Annotated in this window: 20 protein-coding genes; 6 read left to right on the plus strand and 14 right to left on the minus strand. The window is 42.7% G+C overall.

Annotated elements, in window-relative coordinates; all coding sequences use genetic code 11:
- The 3 genes from F6K38_RS19535 to F6K38_RS19545 all read right to left on the minus strand — a co-directional run.
- Positions 1–549: AAA-like domain-containing protein (locus tag F6K38_RS19535; protein WP_287357186.1), on the minus strand; the 549-nt coding region annotated here is incomplete at its 3' end.
- Between the two features lie 504 nt (positions 550–1,053).
- Positions 1,054–1,191: a hypothetical protein gene (locus F6K38_RS19540; RefSeq protein WP_008190365.1), complete on the minus strand. Its 138-nt coding sequence runs from the start codon at positions 1,189–1,191 to the stop codon at positions 1,054–1,056.
- A gap of 455 nt (positions 1,192–1,646) precedes the next feature.
- Positions 1,647–1,772 (minus strand): hypothetical protein, encoded by a 126-nt coding sequence (locus tag F6K38_RS19545; RefSeq protein ID WP_008190366.1) that lies wholly within the window; start codon positions 1,770–1,772, stop codon positions 1,647–1,649.
- 724 nt (positions 1,773–2,496) lie between these two features.
- Between F6K38_RS19545 and F6K38_RS19550 the strand changes: the two genes are divergently transcribed.
- Entirely contained in the window at positions 2,497–2,871 is a 375-nt protein-coding gene (locus F6K38_RS19550) for a hypothetical protein (protein WP_008190368.1), read from the plus strand.
- Positions 2,872–3,454: 583 nt separating this feature from the next.
- On the opposite strand, the gene F6K38_RS19555 is transcribed toward F6K38_RS19550, so the two are convergent.
- The 8 genes from F6K38_RS19555 to petN form a co-directional block, all read right to left on the minus strand.
- Positions 3,455–3,985 carry a gamma-glutamylcyclotransferase family protein gene (locus F6K38_RS19555; protein WP_287357188.1) on the minus strand — a complete coding sequence of 177 codons (531 nt, stop codon included), beginning with the start codon at positions 3,983–3,985 and terminating at the stop codon, positions 3,455–3,457.
- Between the two features lie 569 nt (positions 3,986–4,554).
- Positions 4,555–5,331 (minus strand): TIGR01458 family HAD-type hydrolase, encoded by a 777-nt coding sequence (locus tag F6K38_RS19560; RefSeq protein ID WP_287357190.1) that lies wholly within the window; start codon positions 5,329–5,331, stop codon positions 4,555–4,557.
- 190 nt (positions 5,332–5,521) lie between these two features.
- Entirely contained in the window at positions 5,522–6,457 is a 936-nt protein-coding gene (locus tag F6K38_RS19565) for a 2OG-Fe(II) oxygenase family protein (protein WP_287357192.1), read from the minus strand.
- Positions 6,458–7,093: 636 nt separating this feature from the next.
- Positions 7,094–8,719 carry a 2-isopropylmalate synthase gene (locus tag F6K38_RS19570; RefSeq protein ID WP_287357194.1) on the minus strand — a complete coding sequence of 542 codons (1,626 nt, stop codon included), beginning with the start codon at positions 8,717–8,719 and terminating at the stop codon, positions 7,094–7,096.
- Positions 8,720–8,807: 88 nt separating this feature from the next.
- Positions 8,808–9,326 carry a LabA-like NYN domain-containing protein gene (locus F6K38_RS19575; protein WP_044495347.1) on the minus strand — a complete coding sequence of 173 codons (519 nt, stop codon included), beginning with the start codon at positions 9,324–9,326 and terminating at the stop codon, positions 8,808–8,810.
- Positions 9,327–9,908: 582 nt separating this feature from the next.
- Positions 9,909–10,730 (minus strand): sulfurtransferase, encoded by an 822-nt coding sequence (locus F6K38_RS19580; protein ID WP_008190374.1) that lies wholly within the window; start codon positions 10,728–10,730, stop codon positions 9,909–9,911.
- Between the two features lie 418 nt (positions 10,731–11,148).
- Entirely contained in the window at positions 11,149–11,283 is a 135-nt protein-coding gene (locus F6K38_RS19585; protein ID WP_267872114.1) for a hypothetical protein, read from the minus strand.
- A 7-nt stretch (positions 11,284–11,290) separates the two neighbouring features.
- Entirely contained in the window at positions 11,291–11,380 is a 90-nt protein-coding gene (petN, locus tag F6K38_RS19590; protein ID WP_010871354.1) for a cytochrome b6-f complex subunit PetN, read from the minus strand.
- A gap of 339 nt (positions 11,381–11,719) precedes the next feature.
- Between petN and F6K38_RS19595 the strand changes: the two genes are divergently transcribed.
- Positions 11,720–13,537, plus strand: a complete 1,818-nt coding sequence (locus F6K38_RS19595; protein WP_008190378.1) for an intein-containing RctB family protein — start codon at positions 11,720–11,722, stop codon at positions 13,535–13,537.
- Between the two features lie 230 nt (positions 13,538–13,767).
- Positions 13,768–13,986 (plus strand): hypothetical protein, encoded by a 219-nt coding sequence (locus F6K38_RS19600; RefSeq protein ID WP_154659968.1) that lies wholly within the window; start codon positions 13,768–13,770, stop codon positions 13,984–13,986.
- Between the two features lie 239 nt (positions 13,987–14,225).
- Here the strand turns inward: F6K38_RS19600 and F6K38_RS19605 are convergent, their stop codons facing one another.
- Positions 14,226–14,963, minus strand: a complete 738-nt coding sequence (locus tag F6K38_RS19605) for a hypothetical protein (protein WP_008190379.1) — start codon at positions 14,961–14,963, stop codon at positions 14,226–14,228.
- Between the two features lie 725 nt (positions 14,964–15,688).
- On the opposite strand from F6K38_RS19605, the gene F6K38_RS19610 reads away from it, so the two are divergent.
- The gene (locus F6K38_RS19610; protein WP_267872115.1) at positions 15,689–15,823 is read left to right on the plus strand and encodes a hypothetical protein; all 135 of its coding nucleotides are present in this window, start codon (positions 15,689–15,691) and stop codon (positions 15,821–15,823) included.
- Positions 15,824–16,059: 236 nt separating this feature from the next.
- On the opposite strand, the gene F6K38_RS19615 is transcribed toward F6K38_RS19610, so the two are convergent.
- Entirely contained in the window at positions 16,060–16,722 is a 663-nt protein-coding gene (locus tag F6K38_RS19615) for a TVP38/TMEM64 family protein (protein ID WP_081431836.1), read from the minus strand.
- A gap of 131 nt (positions 16,723–16,853) precedes the next feature.
- Positions 16,854–17,552, minus strand: a complete 699-nt coding sequence (locus F6K38_RS19620; protein ID WP_008190384.1) for a TVP38/TMEM64 family protein — start codon at positions 17,550–17,552, stop codon at positions 16,854–16,856.
- An 832-nt stretch (positions 17,553–18,384) separates the two neighbouring features.
- Between F6K38_RS19620 and F6K38_RS19625 the strand changes: the two genes are divergently transcribed.
- Both F6K38_RS19625 and F6K38_RS19630 read left to right on the plus strand, forming a co-directional pair.
- Positions 18,385–18,525 (plus strand): hypothetical protein, encoded by a 141-nt coding sequence (locus F6K38_RS19625; protein ID WP_008190385.1) that lies wholly within the window; start codon positions 18,385–18,387, stop codon positions 18,523–18,525.
- A 351-nt stretch (positions 18,526–18,876) separates the two neighbouring features.
- A complete protein-coding gene (locus tag F6K38_RS19630) occupies positions 18,877–20,055 on the plus strand; it encodes a mechanosensitive ion channel domain-containing protein (RefSeq protein WP_008190387.1) in 1,179 nt (392 codons plus the stop codon).
- Positions 20,056–20,127 lie beyond the last annotated feature (72 nt).

Here is a 20,127-nt window from a genome sequence, read left to right on the forward strand (position 1 = left end):
CAATCCTAAGTTATCAGCAACTCGTACACAAAAGGACTGTAAAAAGCTATCTAAATTATTTAAAGGTAGCTCATTCATATTTAAATAAACCTGAGCATAACCCTGTTTTTCACTATGGGCAATAATCTTATGACTTAGTAAGGTTTTGCCCATCAGTTTCGCTGCTTTAATCCGAATTAACGCTCCCGGTTTTACAATTTCCTGATCACAACGAGCTTCAAGGGGTTGGCGCTCAATATATATCTCTTGAGTTGCTCTAGGTCTAGGGGATAACCCGCACTCGTTTAATACTTGATCAGCCACTAACTCTGGCTTATAAGTATTAACGATTTCAACTAACTCACAACGACAATTAAAACCATTAGCTTCAATATCAAAATCTTTATAGATTTTAGAAATATGCTTTCTTACCGTAGATATATCATAGACGTTTAGCACCTTGTCTCTGATTTCTTGATCTGTATTGCCACCAACCACCGCCTCCAACACTTGTCGCCTTTTCCAGGGCATGGTCTTGAATTTTTCCTCGAAGGCTTCTTTACTAATCATAAGCGATCGCTACTTGTGCCTTAGGTAGTCCGTAAGCATTCAGCCGTCAGCCGTCAGCCGTCAGCTTTCCATAACTGAGATTAATGCTTACCTGTTTTATTCAAAAGCTCTTACCGTAGCTTGTCCATAGTCCATAAGCACCTCAAGTAGCTTGCCCATAGCCCATAAACTGATAGCTGATAGCTGTTCGCGTAGCGTGCGCGTAGCGCTTAAGCTGATAGCTTACGGTAGTCCTATGATTAGTTTAGAGTATTATTCATTAGTTGAGCCAGATTGAGACAACAAGTTCACAACGTTTGTGTAGCTGTGAAAAAATAATCACAAATATATTCTTCGACCGTCACCAATGTGAAGTGCCATGAAGTAACCTGAAGTTTGTTTGTAAGCTATCAGCTATCAGCTATCAGCCATCAGCTATCAGCTTATGCGCTACTTGAGATGCTACTTGAGGTGCTATCAGCTATCAGCCATCAGAGATTAAATATCAGCTTTTGAATAAAACAGCTAAGCTTTTGAATAATGCTGACCACTGACCGCTGACCGCTGATCGCTGACCGCTGACCGCTGACTGCTTACCAATAAAAAAAAATCGGTCAAGGTTTGGTTAACCAATGCTTGACCGAATTCTATAATATAAACCACTACAATTAAAGCTTAGCTTATCAGCTATCAGCTATCAGCTATCAGCTATCAGCTGATTAGCTATCAGCTATCAGCTTAAGCGCTACGCGCACGCTACGCGAACAGTTATCAGCAAAAGGCTGACCGCTGACCGCTGACCACTGACCGCTGACGGCTGACGGCTGACCACTGACTACTGACCACTTACCTCAGCAACTGATCCAAAACAACAACATTCCAACTCAGTAAACTAACCTCCACAAAACAAATTGCACTCATAGTCGCCAGGGCGTCAAAACCCTGGCAAATTACTATCCTAGTCTACGTAAAAATAGCGAATCAAAAAAGTCATAATCTCATCAGGCTTCCCCGTAGGCTCGGGAGTGCTCCACTCGTTGGGATAGGCGTATTTAAGGCCATAAAGGGCAATAAGCGATGCAGCGCGGTCTTGGGGGTTCCCCCCATGAGCGACTGCATCAAGACATTGTCTTCCAAACTTTTTCAGGAGAACCGATCAAGATCAGCTTGACTTTCTTAGGTTTGCGACCAGGGTTTTCTGGGGTGTTATTTTCATTCGAGTTAGGTGGAATGTTCTTGGTCATGAATCGTGACTCCTGTAAATGGTTCATACTATTAATATATTTATAAGTTAATCATTTGTCAAGGGATTTAGAATTTTTTGATTATTACGAAATATGGAGATTGTGGAGAGTAAAATTAATCGTATTGTGGGCAGTAAAATTAATCGTAGGGTGGGCAGTGCTTCCTAGAAAATTTCAAGGTTGTATAAAGTGAAATCGGCACTGCCCACCAACAGAAAATAAATTAAAATAAATTGTAAAATAGAGTAAAATTAATCGTAGGGTGGGCAGTGCTTCCTAGAAAATTTTAAGGTTGTATAAAGTGAAATCGGCACTGCCCACCAACAGAAAATTAATGAAAATAAATTGTAAAATAGAGTAAAATTAATCGTAGGGTGGGCAGTGCTTCCTAGAAAATTTCAAGGTTGTATAAAGTGAAATCGGCACTGCCCACCAACAGAAAATTAATTGTATTGTGGGCAGTAAAAATAATCGTAGGGTGGGCAGTGATTCCTAGAAAATTTCAAGGTTGTATAAAGTGAAATCGGCACTGCCCACCAACAGAAAATTAATTGTATTGTGGGCAGTAAAAATAATCGTAGGGTGGGCAGTGATTCCTAGGATTTTTCCAGCTTGTAGTCAGTTAAATCGGCACTGCCCACCAACAGAAAATTCATGGTAAAATATAATAAAATTAATCGTATTGTGGGCAGTAATAATACCAATTCCAAAGCTTACCATCGGGATGATACTCACTGCCCACCCTACATCAACTGCTCCCTGTTCCCTACTCCCTGCTCCCTACTCCCTAAAACCCAAGACTTTATACCTAAACGAATTGAAAACTGCTGTAATGAAACAAACCCACTATCTAACCACAACCGTTCAACAAGGCAACCGCCTTGAGATTTCCCTTCCCAATTTACCGGTAGGACAAACCATAGAAGTGATTTTAATCGTACCTGAAACTGCACAAAATCATTCAATGGAACGCCAAGCTTTTCAACAACTTCCCCTAGAAGAACGTCGTCGCATTTTAGCCCAACAAGCAGAAGCCATGAAAGACTATTATCAAGAAAATCAAGAATGGAAAGATTGGATAAATTTTGATAACGAGTAAATCTATATTGTTTAATTCGGTTAGTATAAATTCCTGTGTTTTAGGGAACAGGGAACAGGGAACAGGGAATAGGGAATAGTAAAAAAAATCTGTGTATCTGATAGGTAAGTATTCAGAATTCAGCTTTTGAATAATACCTGTTTTATTCAAAATAAAATTAATCGTATTGTGGGCAGTAAAATTAATCGTAGAATCGTAGGGTGGGCAGTGCTTCCTAGAAATTTTCCAGCTTGTAGAAAGTTAAATCGGCACTGCCCACCAACAGAAAATTAATCGTAAAAATAATCGTAGGGTGGGCAGTGCTTCCTAGAAATTTTCCAGCTTGTAGTCAGTTAAATCGGCACTGCCCACCAACAGAAAATTAATCGTAAAAATAATCGTAGGGTGGGCAGTGCTTCCTAGAAATTTTCCAGCTTGTAGTCAGTTAAATCGGCACTGCCCACCAACAGAAAATTCATGGTAAAATAGAGTAAAATTAATCGTAAGGTGGGCAGTAATAATACCAATTCCAAAGCTTACCATCCGGATGATACTTACTGCCCACCCTACATCAACTGTTCCCTGTTCCCTTTGCTAGCAATCCTCAGCTCGCCTTTAGTTGCAACTGGTGCATATGATCAAACAACTTCCAGCAATACTCCTCAGATAGCCCACAGGTAACAGCACCCCGCAGTACCACCTGGAAATACCAATCATTAGGAGCCATTTCCCGATCTAACTTATTCACCACCACATAAGTCCGAACGCCCTGATACAACTTATTTTGACAGTGGACATTGACCATTTCCTGTCGGTAGCCACCGCGAGGCACTTCTTCCCGCAGATCCAAAGCTTCACTCACCCGCCAAGGTAAATGATACAAAACTCCTTCAACCCTTGACCCAGGAGTTTTCACCACATCCAGGGTGCCACAATTACGACGTCGAGATTTGCGATAAAAACCAATATGATAATCCTTGAGAGTAGCAGTACCAATCACAAAATTATGAGTATCTTCCCCAAGCGATCGCTTTAAATCTACTGGACACATACAAGAGCCATAAGCAAAATAGTAAAAGCCTGACTCTGTGTGAAGTTGGTGTTTTCTGTCAGTGTTGAGCTGGGCAGTTGACATACGCAATCCTATTTTCTAAGTTATACCCTAACTTATACCTCTTAAAACGGTTACCAAAAATTTTGGGTTTAAAGCCCCGTCCTTATAGGACGGCTTTTCTTTAAACTTTATCTTGACAGTTTGTGATAGGTGTGCTATAAGAAAAATATAAACAATAAACTAAAAGACTAGATAGATACTATCTAACAATAAGTAGACAACGTAAAAAATATGTATCAGATACATATTGCGTAATTTGGTCTAACGACTTAAACGTCTATGAAAAATTTAGATAAAAAAAAGTACCTATCTATCTAATATAAAAAAAAGGTACGGTGGGGTTAGAAGTTACCGTAAGAAGAGTGGAGCCTTTAAGGTTAGTCGGCTATGCATAAAAGGGTTAAAACTTTATGATTAAGGCTCCACTCTTCTAAGGTTTCGTCTCCGGCACACCGGAACCTGGATCTGAAATGATCTAAACGCTCGGGGAGATTTGTCCTCTACTGTTCCTGGTTACGACCTGGCCCACGCAAGACGAGTCGTTGATCCAAGAATCCCCGTTCTTACAGGACGGGGAGTGTCAATTAGTTCTAACTCAACCGAGCTAAAAGCTCTGGTAGATCCGCTAGCGAATCAATCTCATAATCGATCTGAGTCTCGTCTATGGCCGCCCGTTGCTCTGCATACTTGCCAGTTCTCACCAAAATCGACGTCGCACCAATCGTCTTGGCCCCAACAACATCGGAATAAATGTCATCACCCACGACAATGGTTTCTTCCGGGCTAACCCCCAATTCAGCCAAAACACCATGAAAAAACCTGGCTGATGGCTTTCCAACAACAGTTGCCACTGTACCAGAGGCATACTCTAACAACGTCGCAAATGCCCCTGTATCCAGATTTTCACCATCCTCCGTAATGTAAAATTGCCCCTTCTGCATCACAACCAACTCAGCGCCAGCCCGAATGTATCGAAAGGCTTGATTAAGTTGATCATAGGTTGCAACCGTACTTTGGTCGCCCAGGACTACGTAGTCAACACTCGGTGCATCCGTTGGCGCGTGATTAAATAAGGAATGCAATCGTTCAGGCATTAGACAGAAACAGGTTTTATGAGCTTGACCTGTATAGGTACTTGCTGCATCAGCAGCGGTATATATTTCGCTCGGATCAAGGGTTAGCCCCATCTCCGCTATACGCTCCGCCAATTGCGCCCCTGATCGTGAGTCACTATTGGTGAGAAATCTTAGGTGCAGATTAGCTGTTCGTAATTCGTCAATTGCCTCCTTTACCCCCGGAATCAGCGCCCCTTTGAAGTAAACTGTTCCATCTATATCAATGAGGGCTGTTTTTATTTGGTTCACCATAAATCCCTATCTGTCTGTTTCAAGTTTTTGTCGGCGTTACGTAGCCTCACCTAGGGGAGGCGGTAGTGGTCATAAGTAGTTATTTTAGCTCCCGTTACCTTGACCAGACCCTAGCCAAACCACTACATATTTACCACTACCTACCTGGACGCGGTGTTAGCTCGTTACCTATGGAAGGGAGGTTGCCATCCTAACCCAGATTGGCTGTTTTGTGCTCCGTAGCTTGTGGAAAATTTCCAACGATCGACTGCAACTTTTTTTCGTACAAATTTCCGACATGAACATCCGGTTTTCCCGGAATCGATATAACGGTATTGAAGCTCGGCCGCTGCTTGTAGACAACAGCGTATCGTTGCTTACTGCTACTTCCTTTGACTCTGTGTGGAGGTGCCCAGAGGTACCCGTTTGACCATCGCTTTAGGTACTCGCCGATTATGACTAGGAGCTTACCTTTCATAACCGGTGCCTCAATCCAGTCGCCGCTTCGAGGTTTGATCACGAGCCCCGGTGACTCTTGGATGATAATCGAAAACATACTGAAATCTACATGAGGAAAGAGTCTGTCCTTCGGTTCAGGGTTACTAGGATAATAGTTCAGACCAAGATTATGCAGGGGGTTGTCCATAAACTGGTCAAAATAGTCGGCATTGAAACCGAGAATGCTGGCAAAATAGCCTTGCAGGGAATCGGATAATTTCCGGACGTTCTCCCAGAAGGTCAGAGTAGTCTTGTTTTGAAAGACGTCATTCGAAAGACGCTCCCAGATATTTGAGTAGCTCGTACCGTTCGGCCGTTTCACGAACCCGAGCTTGTATTGCTCACATTGCTCATAGTCTCCGCCAAGTATACTTTTCTCGCTGCCAATCGGTCGGAACCCCATGTAGTAGTTGTCGAAGTCAGCCTTAGATGCCATCTTCGCCCCTTGAGACAGATTGAAGAATGCCCTTAACTCGACAAAGAGTTGATCAACAAAACCACTGTCAAACCCATCATGGGTTACATAGAAAGCACCCAGTTCATGACAGGCTTCTTCAATTACTTTTTGAAGATCATTTGCGACAGTATACTGTATATCAGGTATCATTTTGACTGAATTTAGATTCCAAAACCCCTTCGGCAAAAACATTTTTTGCCATCTCAGTGAGTATTAAGGATTTTGCAACCCCTGTCAAGGTGCCCGAGCAGGGTAATCGCATTTTGGGCGTTGCTGAATTTAAGTATGAATTTATTGGTATAGCGCGTAGCGCTATACATCGTACTTGACAAACAACAGGGCGTATAGGTAGACCAGTTTGTTTGTGATCGAGGCTGTCCCAGAGCAGCTCTTGCGGTTAACCATCGGATGTGCAAAGATTTGCATTCTCTAGTCAGTCATCATTCCCACATTTCGCAGATTACTTTATAGTATAGAAAGTAATACCCTAATCCTGTGTAGCTTGGGGATTTTTTTGAGTTTATGTGTTATAAAAGCTACACATAAGCCCTAATTATTACGTATTACACTGTGAAGTGCGGAATGTGGGTCAACAAAAACATTTCAGCAAAAAGAAATCCCACCGTTTCAACCAGTGGGACAATTATTGAAAGGCAAACTATGCAGAGGTTTAAACTTTAAATAAGCATTTTATAGCGGTTTTTAGCCTAATGAGGTACACTTCTCAACCTCAAAGTCCCCCGAGCGAGGGATTGCTCGGGGGATTTAGGGGGATCAAGTTGTACCTCATGGGTATAAGACTTGCTATAATTCCATAGCAATTTCAGATCAGACCCCTGCTCGAGAACCTATCGATAACTCAGGATCATTACTCAACTTACCGTTCTGCATAGCTGAATACAGTCGGTTCAGCGCATTCACATAGGCCTGTGCAGAAGCCACAATAATATCCGTATTCGCCGCATAACCCGAATAGACCCGTTCATCGTGCCGCAAACGAATAGTCACTTCCCCAAGAGCATCAATTCCTGCCGTTACCGATTGCACCGAAAACTCAATCAGTTCATTAGGCACATTCACCACCCGATTAATAGCCTTGTACACCGCATCCACCGGACCAGTACCAATAGCAGCATCACTAAGTTCCTCACCGGTAGGTGTTCGCAGCGTAATCGTAGCCGTAGGATTAGCACGATCCCCACAGGAAACCTGCACCAACTCTAAGTGAAACACTTCCGGTGCCTGGTAAATTTCATCATTAACAATAGCTTCTAAATCCCAATCCGTAATCTCCTTCTTCTTATCCGCCACCTCTTTAAACCGAACAAACGACTTATTCAGGTCATTGTCGGACAACTCATAGCCCAACTCCTTGAGGCGAGAACGGAAAGCATTGCGACCGGATAGTTTACCCAGTATTATCTGATTTTCCTTTAACCCAATCGACTCCGCATCCATGATTTCATAGGTCAGCTTGTGCTTAAGCACCCCATCCTGGTGAATACCAGACTCATGAGCAAAAGCATTCGAGCCCACGATCGCCTTATTCGGTTGTACCAACATCCCGGTAAGACTCGAAACCAGACGGGATGTCTTGTAAATCTGACGAGTATCAATAGTGCTTAGGGGTTCCTTCGACTCTGGGGGGCGTCCGAAGAAAGGATTAAAATACTGACGGCGGACATGTAATGCCATTACCAACTCTTCCAAAGCCGCATTACCAGCCCGTTCTCCAATACCATTAATCGTGCATTCCAGTTGCCGGGCTCCATTTTTCACTGCTTCCAGGAAATTAGCCACTGCCAGACCTAAATCATTATGACCATGGACAGAAATAATTGCCCGGTCAATATTGGGAACATTTTCCTTAATCCCACGAATCAAGCCACCAAATTCGCTTGGGGTAGTGTAACCTACAGTATCAGGAATATTAACCGTAGTAGCCCCCGCATCGATTACCCGTTCCAGGACTTGGTAGAGATACTCGGGATCGCTGCGCCCTGCATCCTCCGGGGAAAATTCCACATCATCCACAAAAGACTTGGCATAAGCCACCATTTCTGGAGCAATCTCTAACACTTCCTTTCTAGTCTTCTTCAGTTTGTACTCCAGATGAATATCCGAAGTAGCAATGAAAGTGTGAATACGGGCATTAGCTGCCGGTTTGAGGGCATTCGCCGCCGCCTTGATATCATCACGACTTGCCCGTGCTAGACCACAAATAGTTGGTCCAGATTCTATGCCCACGGCTTGAGCAATTTTTTGCACCGCCTCAAAATCACCAGGACTAGCGTAGGGAAAGCCTGCTTCAATCACATCTACTCTCAATCGTGCCAGTTGGTGAGCAATAATCAGCTTCTCATCCACATTGAGGGTTGCTCCAGGAGATTGTTCCCCATCCCGAAGGGTAGTGTCAAAAATGATAATGCGCTCTGATTGAGGTTGCTGGTTCATAACTAACTCGATGGGTTGATAGTCAGTGATTTGAAGAGAACGGTCGTCAGCCAACTAGATCGAAAGTTTGCTTCATATATAATTATAACTATGAATCAATTTTTTCAATTTGATCACGGACATCATTTAAATCAATATAACGGTCAGTGGCATTCCTCAGTTCCCTAGCAATCATCCCTTCTGTGGAAACCACCGTAATATGGGTATTTTTAGAGCGCAGTAATTCAATGGCTCTTTCAAAATCCCCATCTCCACTAAACAAGATCACTTTGTCATACTGTTCCACAGTATTAAACATATCCACAACAATTTCTATATCTAAATTAGCCTTTTGTGAATAGCGACCAGAGTTATCATCATAATATTCCTTTAAAATTTTAGTACGAACGGTGTATCCTAGACTAATTAGAGCATCTCGGAACCCCCGCTGGTCTTGAGGATCTTTGAGTCCGGTGTACCAAAATGCATTAACTAGAGTAATACCAGGCTCGTTTTTAAAATAGTCCAAAACCCGCCTAGGATCAAAAAACCACCCATTCTTTTGTTGGGCGTAAAACATATTATTGCCGTCTACAAAAATAGACATACGTTTCAGTGGACAATGCATATTTACTTAAACCTAACAATTTTCTATATAATCTTTAAGATAATTTTTTATTCTAGCAGTTTTTAGCTAGTAAATTAGTAATTACCTAAGACTTAACTAGTTAGTGGGTAAGCACTCAGCTATCAGCTATCAGCTATCAGTTTATGGGCGCTTGGGCAAGCTACACCGAACAGCTTTTGAATAAAACAGGTAAGCATTCGTTTAATCTGAGTAAAGTCACAGGCATTAAGCCTGTGCCACAAAGCTGAATGCTGACGGCTGACGGCTGAATGCTTACGTTAGTGGTAATTAGTGATTTGATTACTACTGATAGTGATGAGTGATCTGTACTTACCTCGTGAAAGAGTAAGCAATAGGGGGATAATTTCCGGATTTTGAGGATAGGATGCCAAATTTTCCCTCCTCTCCAGTTAAGTTATAGGGAGAAGGGGACCAACTCAGATCGAAACAATCAGGAGTATCAAAGGGGTGGTAGTTTAACGGGATTGGCAAGCTTTTGCGCAAGCAACACACTTAACCTGTTGCTTGCTTTGAGTAGTGCCACAGTTCCTCAAAGCTTTCAGCGTCAACGGGTGGGTAAAATTATAGATAAGAGCACCAGTCACTCCAACTCCCAGCATAGAGCTTGCCAGTGTTCATTCCTGCCAATGCTAGGGAGAAGAGATTGACACAAGCGGTTACACCAGAACCACAATAAACCAGAATTTCTTGTTTGTTCTCCAGCTCAGTCCAGCGCTCTTGTTGCAATGTTAATGGTTGCAAATAACCATTGGTGTCCGTCACACCATGCCAAGGGTAGTTGAGGGCACCGGGAATGTGACCGGCAACAGGGTCAATCGGTTCTCGTTTACCTAAATAGCGATCGCTTTCCCTAGAGTCTACCAACGCCACCTCTGGCAAATCTTTACGTACTTTCACACTATTAATATCCACCACCGAATCAGAGCGCAACTGCTCTACAAAGATTCCTGGTTTTGTGGTAGGCTCTTGATCAGTTACTGGATACCCTTGGGAATGCCATCCTGTCCAACCCCCATCCAGCAACGCCACTTGGTCGTGTCCCAAGTAGCGCAGCAGCCACCACAAGCGGGCTGCAAAGGCACAACGGGAATCATCATAGGCAATCACTAGGGTTTTTCGGAAATTAACACCAATCCCTGCTAATTTTTGAGCTAACTTCCGAGGTTCAGGCAAAGGATGACGCCCACCATGACGCTCTACTGGTCTCGAAAGGTCCTTATTCAAATCGAGATAGTGAGCGCCCGGGATATGGCTAACTTTATACTGCTCATAGCCCAGGTCTGGATCAGATAGAGCAAAACGGCAATCGACAATTACGATGTCGGGATCATCAAGATGCTCACTCAGATACTGAGCAGAAACTATAAAAGGTTGTTCCGTCATGTGACATCACGGATTATAAATTTTAGTATTGATTTAGGACGAATAAGCTTTAGCGATATCAAGTGAGTCCGACGATTTAGCCTCCTAGGACTCTGTTCAAACAAAACTAATTAACGTTTGCTTGTTTGGTTGAGATTTGAACTTCCCCAACCGTCTTGGATGGGGATTCCCAGGCACAACCAAATAGATTGTTATCTCCTAGGGCGTAACTTTCCCCCGCACCGGGGGTAGCTGAGTAAGGTCAATTCCCAGTTTTTTAAGACCTTTCTCTTTTATTTTAACACTATTTGAAAGTAAAAATTCATCCCCAAACTATTCGTCAAGGGGTATTCTTTTCCCTCTCAAACTCTCCCTTTTGATAAGTTGGTAGTGCTTCCTTTAGAGGGATGAAAACCCCCAGCCATCCGCTGTCAGATTTTCATCCCTGTTTATCCCGCTGTTTGCGGCGGCGATCGCGCCACTCAGCAGCAGTTAGATAAATGATTCCTCCGCTGACCACCACTAATAATCCAGCGGCAGCAAAGAACAACATAGTGATTACGGGATTTTCCACGATACTGTTAAAACCCGTTACGACCCCAGACAACCATTGAGATTGACCAAGTGAACAAAACCAGTACAGAAACCCAGCCTAGTGTCAGAATATCCATAGCAATATATAAAAAAATTACTCAATAACTCCAAATCTTATAATAGTTCAATTTGAGACAGCCACCTCCTGCAGAAGTGGAATTCATTTGGGAATTATCTGGTTATGGGGTTAGCCCCCTGGTCTTTGAGCAAAGCTGATCATCCAGAGTCTGGCTAGGTTTCAGGTCAAGAGTATTTTAGCTGCACAGGGGGATAGTGTGACACTTACAAAACTGTCCACAGATTACTTCAAGAAAACTTGTGATGAACACCAGGTGATCAGATTCGACCTTATGGCCAAGTTTGTAATATATCTGTATCATTGTGTAATATATAAAAAAAATAAATAATTTATTGTTATGCCTTACGAAAAACTAGACATCTCCACCCCAAAACCTGTGCTGTCTTGGGCGAATCACTCCCTAGCTGCTCAGGAAACCCAAATGGCGAAAAATGTTGCGTCTCTGCCATTTGTGTTTAAGCACGTCGCATTAATGCCAGACGTTCACCTAGGTAAAGGCTCATTGGTTGGCTCTGTAATTGCCACCAAAGATGCCATCCTGCCAGCAGCTGTCGGGGTAGATATTGGTTGTTTTACAGGTGATACCCTCGTTCCCTTGGTTGATGGCAAATCTTACTCACTCCAAGCACTAGCCAAAGGAGAGCGAGAAATTATTGTCTACTCCTGCACACAAACCGGAAAAATCGTCGCGGCTAAGGCTACAGCAAAATTAACCCGCCGTAACCAACTACTCTTAAAGGTCGTTCTCGACAACTCAGAAGAAATTAAATGTACTCCCGATCATCGATTCATGCTCAGGGATGGTAGTTACCGGGAAGCCCGTGACCTCGAACCAGGGACATCCTTGATGCCTTTCTACTCCCAAACCGATAAAGATGGTTACACCTTAATCCAGCAACCCGATTCTGGAAGATGGCAAAAGGCAGATGGGATTATCCCTCCCTCTGATATCCCTTCCTCTGAATGGTTAGAATCTCAATTGTCAGGAACAGTACCATCTTTTCCAGGTCACAGAACAGTCATTGACCACCATATTGATCACCATAACCTTGCTCGTGCCGAGCATCGAAGCTCAAATCTGGTAGGGGGGGCAAATCACAAAGTCGTCAATATCTTACCACTTCAGGAAAAACAAGATGTCTACTGCCTAACGGTTCCAGAGTATCACAACTTTGCCCTGACCGCTGGTGTGTTTGTTCACAACTGTGGCATGTCTGCCATTAAAACCCCTTTTGTGGCAGACCAATTGGAGGGCAAGCTCAAGAAGATTCGCTTGGACATTGAAGCAGCTATTCCCGTTGGCTTTGAGCAAAACACAGATATCGAGAAAGCAGTGGTAAACTGGCAAGGCTGGCGTGATTTTAAGGAACTTCATCCAGGTGTGCAACGGCTAGATGGAAAATCCATGAAACAGCTGGGTTCCCTTGGAGGTGGCAATCATTTCATTGAATTGTGTCTTGATACCGACAATCAAGTGTGGCTGATGCTACACTCTGGTTCACGGCATATTGGTAATCAGCTAGCTAAGTGCCACATTAAGACCGCTAAAGAATTAGCAAAGCTAGCACATACAACCCTTCCTGACCGAGATTTAGCATACTTTGTCGCAGGAACCCCTGAATTTGCTGCCTACTGGCGGGATTTGCAATGGGCGCAAAACTATGCCCGTTACAATCGCGATATCATGATGGCTCGCTTCAAGGGAATTGTAGAGAAACATCTGGCTGGTGGTAAGTCCTTCAAGCCCTTGTTGTCAGTTAACTGCCATCACAACTATGCCGAAAAAGAAGTGCATTTCTCCGAAGAGGTTTATGTTACTCGAAAAGGAGCAGTGCGAGCTCGTACCGACGACTATGGTATCATCCCTGGGTCCATGGGGGCAAAGTCTTTCATTGTTAAGGGTAAAGGCAATCATGACAGCTACTGCAGCTGTGCTCATGGTGCTGGTCGTTTGATGTCTCGCAGCAAAGCAAAAAAGCAGTTCACCGTTGATGATTTAGTTGAGCAAACTAAAGGTGTTGAGTGCCGTAAAGATAAGGACGTTATCGATGAAATCCCAGGTGCTTATAAGCCAATTGATCAGGTGATGGCTAATCAGTCAGATCTAGTTGAGGTAGTGGCAACTCTGAAGCAGGTTGTTTGTGTTAAGGGTTGAAAACTATCAAAACTGAATCGAATCATTAAACTGTTAACCATTAGACAAAATGCAACAGAAACGTTTAGGTTTATGTTGCATTTTGCCTGTTGTAATCTCAAAAAAAAATGTAAGTATTCAGCTATCAGCTATCAGCTATCAGCTATCAGCTATCAGCTATCAGCTAATGCGCACGCTACTTGAGGTGCTACAGATGGTGCTTTTGAATAAGCGATGCAGAGGTGCGACCCGTGGCGAATTTAATTACGGGTCAAACGCACCATTACGGTCTTGGGGAGGCAGAGGTGCGACCCGTGGCGAATTTAATTCGCCTACGGAAAACTCACCATTACGGTCTTGGGGGTTCCCCCCATGACCGCGCTGCCGTGGTTTCCCCCGGAGACAAAACCTTAGATAGGGTCGCCTTTATAGTTAGCAGGTTATGCAGAAAAGGGTTAAATATTTTTTAATAAGGCGACCCTATCTTACGGTAAATTCAAACCACTCGCGCTTGGGATCAAGACAACAGGTAAGCATTGGAATAATGCTGAGTTACTTTAGCTGACGGCTGACGGCTGACGGCTGACGGCTGACGGCTGAATGCTTACAAAAAAATAGATATCTACAGACATCAGCCATTGTGGTTAACGTTTATTACGCAATTCAACACATCGGTAATACGACACCACCATTAACGGTTACAATTACCTTAGGATTTAGAGCGAGATTTTATGGTGAGAATCACCAAATCTACCTCCCGGTCAACCCTTAAGTGAATCTGATAGTTTTTTTGTTCCGTGATTAATAAATTTTTCTGGTTTTCACTAAGTTCTTTCAACCCATAGTTAATCCAAGCCATACCATTTTCCCATTCCGGTGATACTACCCTAATGAATAATCCTAAGAGTAAAGCAGATTGGCTTTCATGAGAGTATTTATAGGGAATTTTAGTGGCGATCGAGGCTTGAGTTATATTGTTAACATTTCCCAGGATATTAATTAATACTGTGTCCCCCGTATTTAGGCCGATAAAATTAATTTTATTGTGAATATTTTCTACCTGGTTAAATGTAAAACCAATGGCTTCAAAGCCAGGCTTAATATTGTCTATACCTATCCCTATCCCTAGTCCAATTTCTTCATAGTCAGTTATAATAGGTAGGATTAGTTTATTGAGCAGTGAAGCTTTATATACTAGTTGTTCAGAACTAGTAGAAGTAACACTTGATAATGAGTTTTTTGGTTCTGACGTGTCTTTGAACCAACTAATCAGTGATTCTATTGGATTTACAATAATTGTTGATGAATCTGTCAATCTAAAATTGTTGTTTTCGATTAACAGGCTGATTCCCCCTAGGATAATTACTAGAGAAGGTAACAGGCAAAAAGTATTAATAATGAACGATTGTCCATTGAACCAATTTTTAGAATACTGTTCTTTAGTCATTTCCTGCCAAGCTCAAAGTCGCCAAGGGTGGATATTTTATTATGAATAGACATAGGGGGAAAAATGATTCTGGAAGCGTTACCCCACTTAACCTTAAACCTAATTTCAACGCCTATGTCTAAGGTCGGAGAGAGATAGTTATTCGGGTATATATCATCGGTACATGATAATTGGTAATTGCCAATTTACAATTGAGTATCATACTATTCCTGCTGTTAAACACCACTTGTAGATCGCAATTACCTATTACCTATTACCTATTACCTATTACCTATTACCTATTACCCTAGACCTATTAACAGAAACTCATCTCTATCAACATGCATAGAAAATTAGTATTCTGGTTGAGATGTTTTTGAGGTCAATCACGAAGTTTTATCACACATTGTGAAAATCTTGGGAAGGCTATCCTCAGTCTTGTATAGTAAATATCCCCCAAAATGTTAAATTTTGGTGAAAAACACTTGGTGAAGAACACTTTGAGGTGCGACCCAAGGCCGGGGAACCCGGCCTAGGAGGCGCGCACCTTAAGTGTCTTGCTATACAAAAGGAATGGCAAGCACTCACCTTCGGTCTCACGGGACTTGTGAAAACTTAACGTTTCCACAAATAAGGTAAAAACTTTAACGAGTAAAGTTTAAGTTAAAAGGTACTACTGACAGAACCTTCCTTTTCCCCTGACCTCAGCGATGCAGCGCGGTCTTGGGGAGGCAGAGGTGCGACCCGTGGCGAATTTAATTACGGGTCAAACGCACCATTACGGTCTTGGGGGTTCCCCCCACTCGCTATTGCCGTGGTTTCCCCCACTCGCTATTGCATCAAGACAGGGAAAAAATGAGGGGTTACACCCTTCATATTAACAAATTTAACAGATTCCTGTAAATCCCTGTCTTGTTCTTTACTTGTCTTACAGAGACGCTTCAGGAAAAGCCTAGCAAGTCGGGCTAGTTGATCAGAAAATTTTTTACCCTATTGACCCACTGATACCACGTTGCTTTATTGCCATGCTACTTCCTGGGATTGATCGGGGAGATAGGGAGGATGGGAAAGATGGTAAAATGAGGAGAATGGGACAGGAGAATGGGCAACAGGAAGACTATTTCTTTTTTCCCTTTGCCAACAGTGGCAAGGCAGACAGTATACCTAGGAAACTGAGTGCTAGGAAAAATGGTAAGCGATCGCCTCCTTGCAAAGCTTCCCCCCCAGTTACTCCCAGCCAAGTATAAGCGAGGGTACCAGGAATAATCCCAAAGAAAGTGCCAAGGGTATACTCTACCGAGCTAATCGGGGTTAGACCAAACAAGAAATTCACTACATTAAAAGGAGAAATGGGGGCAAAGCGTACTGCTAAGACAAACATCAGGGGTGTCTGCATCACTGCTTGATTGAAGCTGACCAATGCTTTATGATGCCTGAACTTGTATTCAACCCAATCTCGCAATAGATAACGCGCTACCCAAAATGCTCCCAATGCGCCTAAGGTTGCTCCGATAACAGACCAGAAGGTACCCCAAACTAAACCAAAAACTGTACCACCAGCGATAGTCAGTACTGTGCCAGGAATTCCTAAAACCGTTGCCAGAGCATAAACCAGGATAAATAAACAGATTGCCCAATGGCCTAATTCTTGCAACTGTTGCACTAGAAACCTCTGGTTAAATAAGGCTCTGACAGGAGTCGAGTAACACAATAGGACCAAAATAAATAGCGCGATCGCTAACCAAAGGCTTCGTCTTTTCAGCAATCTGTTCAATCTCATCAATCTTCTACCTTAATCACCTTAAATTGTCAGGACTTAGGGTCAGGACTTACGCAACACTCGACTTTCATTCCCCCTGATATTCGCCCTTATGGTGTAGGGTGCATTATTAACGCACCCGACAAGCAGAGTTATTGCCTAAGTTTTGATTTTTTCCAAAGTAGGGGGGTGGTAGATAGCACCGCTAATACAACTAGTGCTCCGATCAGTTGCCAGGGGGGACTACCGCTGATAGCTTCGAGACCACTGCGACCTAACCAAGCATAGGCAAAGGTAGCCGGGATAATTCCCACTGCGGTCGCAATAACATAGGTGGGTAGAGGAATTGGTGTTAAGCCAAACAAATAGTTCACGGCATTGAATGGAAAAATTGGTGCCAGGCGAATTGAGAGCACAAACCAAAAACCATTTTTCTCAATTCCCTCACTGAGTTGATCAAAACGAGAGTCCTGAAACTGATACTTAACCCAATCACCAGCAACAAAGCGAGCAATCATAAACGCAGCCGTTGCTCCTAAAGTAGCACCAATCACAGTCCACAAAGTACCCAGCATTAGTCCAAACAGAGCACCAGCTGAAAAGGTTAAAATCGCATCAGGAACAGCTAGTACTGTGGCAACAATATAAATTAGAATGTACCCCAGTGGTCCAAAAATACCCATGCTTTCCTGAAGCAATCTCAAATTTTCCAGCTTCAGCCAAGACCCAACGGGCGTAAATAGTAAAATTAAGGCAGCTGTCACCAAAACTATTGCCCCAATCCCTAACCTTAGTCTTAGCTGTATCTTGGACTGGGGCAGATTTTGAGATTTCGAGGATGAAAGGTTCATGAGCTGGTTAAAAAGTAATTGGTAATTGGTTATTTTGAAATAGGGTTATTATTTGAATTAACAACAATTATAAATTAAATTGCCTCCCATAACATATTAGATAACTATATCTAATATGTTATGGACACAAAATCGCTATTTGTAACGTCCCAATGATCTAATTTTTATAGATTTTAATCGTCATTTTAAAATGCTCATTAAGTCCTAGAAATTTCCAGGCTTATGAATCTATTAAATCTTAGCTTAATGAGTTTTTACTGAGAATAGCCTTAATCAATAAGGAGCTAGTTTAGTAAATCAGGGAATCAGTGTAAATCCTAGAGATAGAACTTATCCAAAAGTGCAGAAGTCCCTGATAGCAAGTTGCTTTCTGGTGATGTTACTTGCTGATCACAAGCTCATCCCCCTGATCCTCCTCATATCAAGTCCGGTTGAATACTGATCATAAAGGTGCGCTTTCCCCATCTAATTATTAAATTCTTATTAAATTCGCCACGGGTTGCACCTAAAAGTGTGGGATCGGGGAAATGACGAGATAGGCTAGCAATAGAACACATCAATAGGGTATTGTTTTCGCCATATCTACAAGAGAATTTAGATTAATTTTAGAAATAGGGTACCCATATTACAAGTAGAACATGCTACTATTAACTCCGTCTTTACGAGATGGCTATAGACTAGTCATTGTGGGAGGTCTAGCAAATGATCAAGTTTTAGTTTCAAGTTTAACTAGCCGTTTATAGGGAATTAATTGTTTACAAGTTGGGTTGACAAGTCTGGCCAAGCAGGAGTAACTGGGTTGTCTTGATGCTTGTCTTGATGCAAAGCGCGAGTGGGGGGAAGCCCTCAGGTTGGTGCATCGGCGCTATTCGAGGTCTCGGCATCAGCTCCTGGCACGACCCTGGAAACTATGGGCACAGAACTTTTGATTCTACAAGCCCATGACTCTAATCAACCCAAACTGGGCAGTTGATGGATTGCAGTTGATTTGCGATCGCCAAACCAATAGCTAGTAATCCTTCGCTATTTCCAGCTTCTTTTACTAGCTAATACTTTTCGGTAAAATCCAGATGTGATTGACCGAATATTTTTCCTACAAACAGATATTAAAAGTTTAAAACTGGCTCCTAGGGTGCTGCGGAAACCGGCAATTGCTCTCAATCCTGTTTGTGGATTACAATCCCAATTGCATACCCAGAACTATTGGGGAAATTCGCGACTTATAGTAAAATAATTTCACCAAGAGACTTGCCATCGACTTGCCATCGACTTGTCATTTAACTAGGCAAAGGTCGATCTATGCTGTTGCATTTTCGTCGAAACTATGGAAAACCTTAAGACTACATTCAACAATACAATCAACGTTATCAAAGAAAGAATCTTTGATACCGACTTCAAGCTCGCCAACATCCCTCTTTCCACGATAGTTCTTGTGGTGCTCATCCTCATGTTCACCCAGATATTGCGAGGCTTGTTCACTGCCATAATCATTAGCAGAATCGAGCGTCTGACTAGCGGTACAGAAAGCACCCTAGACGATGAGTTCCTTAGGATTATTAGGGCACCATTAGGCTGGCTAATTTGGCTGGCTGGACTATGGGTAGTACAGCTAGTTGTGGCAAGCCATCTTACTCCTGAACAGAATCAGAAAATCCCCGAAATTCTGTTTGTGAGCGCTCTGTTCATTGCCACCTATATTCTTTACCGTGCTGCTCCACTACTGGGGGAGCTTCTAGGGGGATTGGCGGCCAACACTGAAACTGAACTCGACGATTTGTTTGTGCCCTACTTCCCAAGGCTTTTTCAGATATCAGCAGTGCTGATTGCCGCTATTAAAGCCAGTGAGATTTTGTTGGGAGCATCTGCTGGTGCACTGATCGGTCTACTGGGTGGTGCAGGTGTCGCCTTAGGTTTGTTATTCAAAGACATTATCTATGACTGGTGTTGTACGGTGATTATCTACGCTGATGGTCTCTATAAACCGGGTGACTATGTAATAGTGGACGGAGTAAGTGGTTTTGTTCAGATAGTCAGTATTGGTCTGAGAAGTACAACACTTCTTATTACTGAGTGGGGTTCTATCAAAAAACTTCCCAATTCTAAAATGATTGCTGGAGTTGTGGAAAATTGGTCCCAGAAGACTGGCAAGACCTTTAAGTGGGGCATAAATTTAACTCTGAAAGTTGATGGAACTTCAGCTGATAAAACTACCAGAATTTGTGAGGCTATTAAAGAAAAAATACCGACTATCGATGGCTTGCACAAGCAGAAAATGAAAGTTTTGTTTTCCCACATTGAAGATAATGCTAGGGTAATTAAAATTATAGTATATGTGATTGATACCAACCTCTACACTGCTGCCCAGCAATCCTTGAATATAGCAATATTAGAAATCCTGGAGAAAGAGGAGATTGATCATCTGCATATTGAGCTGGAAAAGCAACTTGAAGACTACAAACAGATGAAGGGAAATTTAGTTAGTGAGGTGATATCTAAATCCTAGCAATCCTTTGAACAAGGGATGCAGCGCTCGTTCCCTTCGAAGCTGCATCGCTTTTAGGCGCGACAATCGCGC

It is taken from the genome of Moorena sp. SIO3B2 (assembly GCF_010692525.1).
Taxonomy (GTDB): domain Bacteria; phylum Cyanobacteriota; class Cyanobacteriia; order Cyanobacteriales; family Coleofasciculaceae; genus Moorena; species Moorena producens.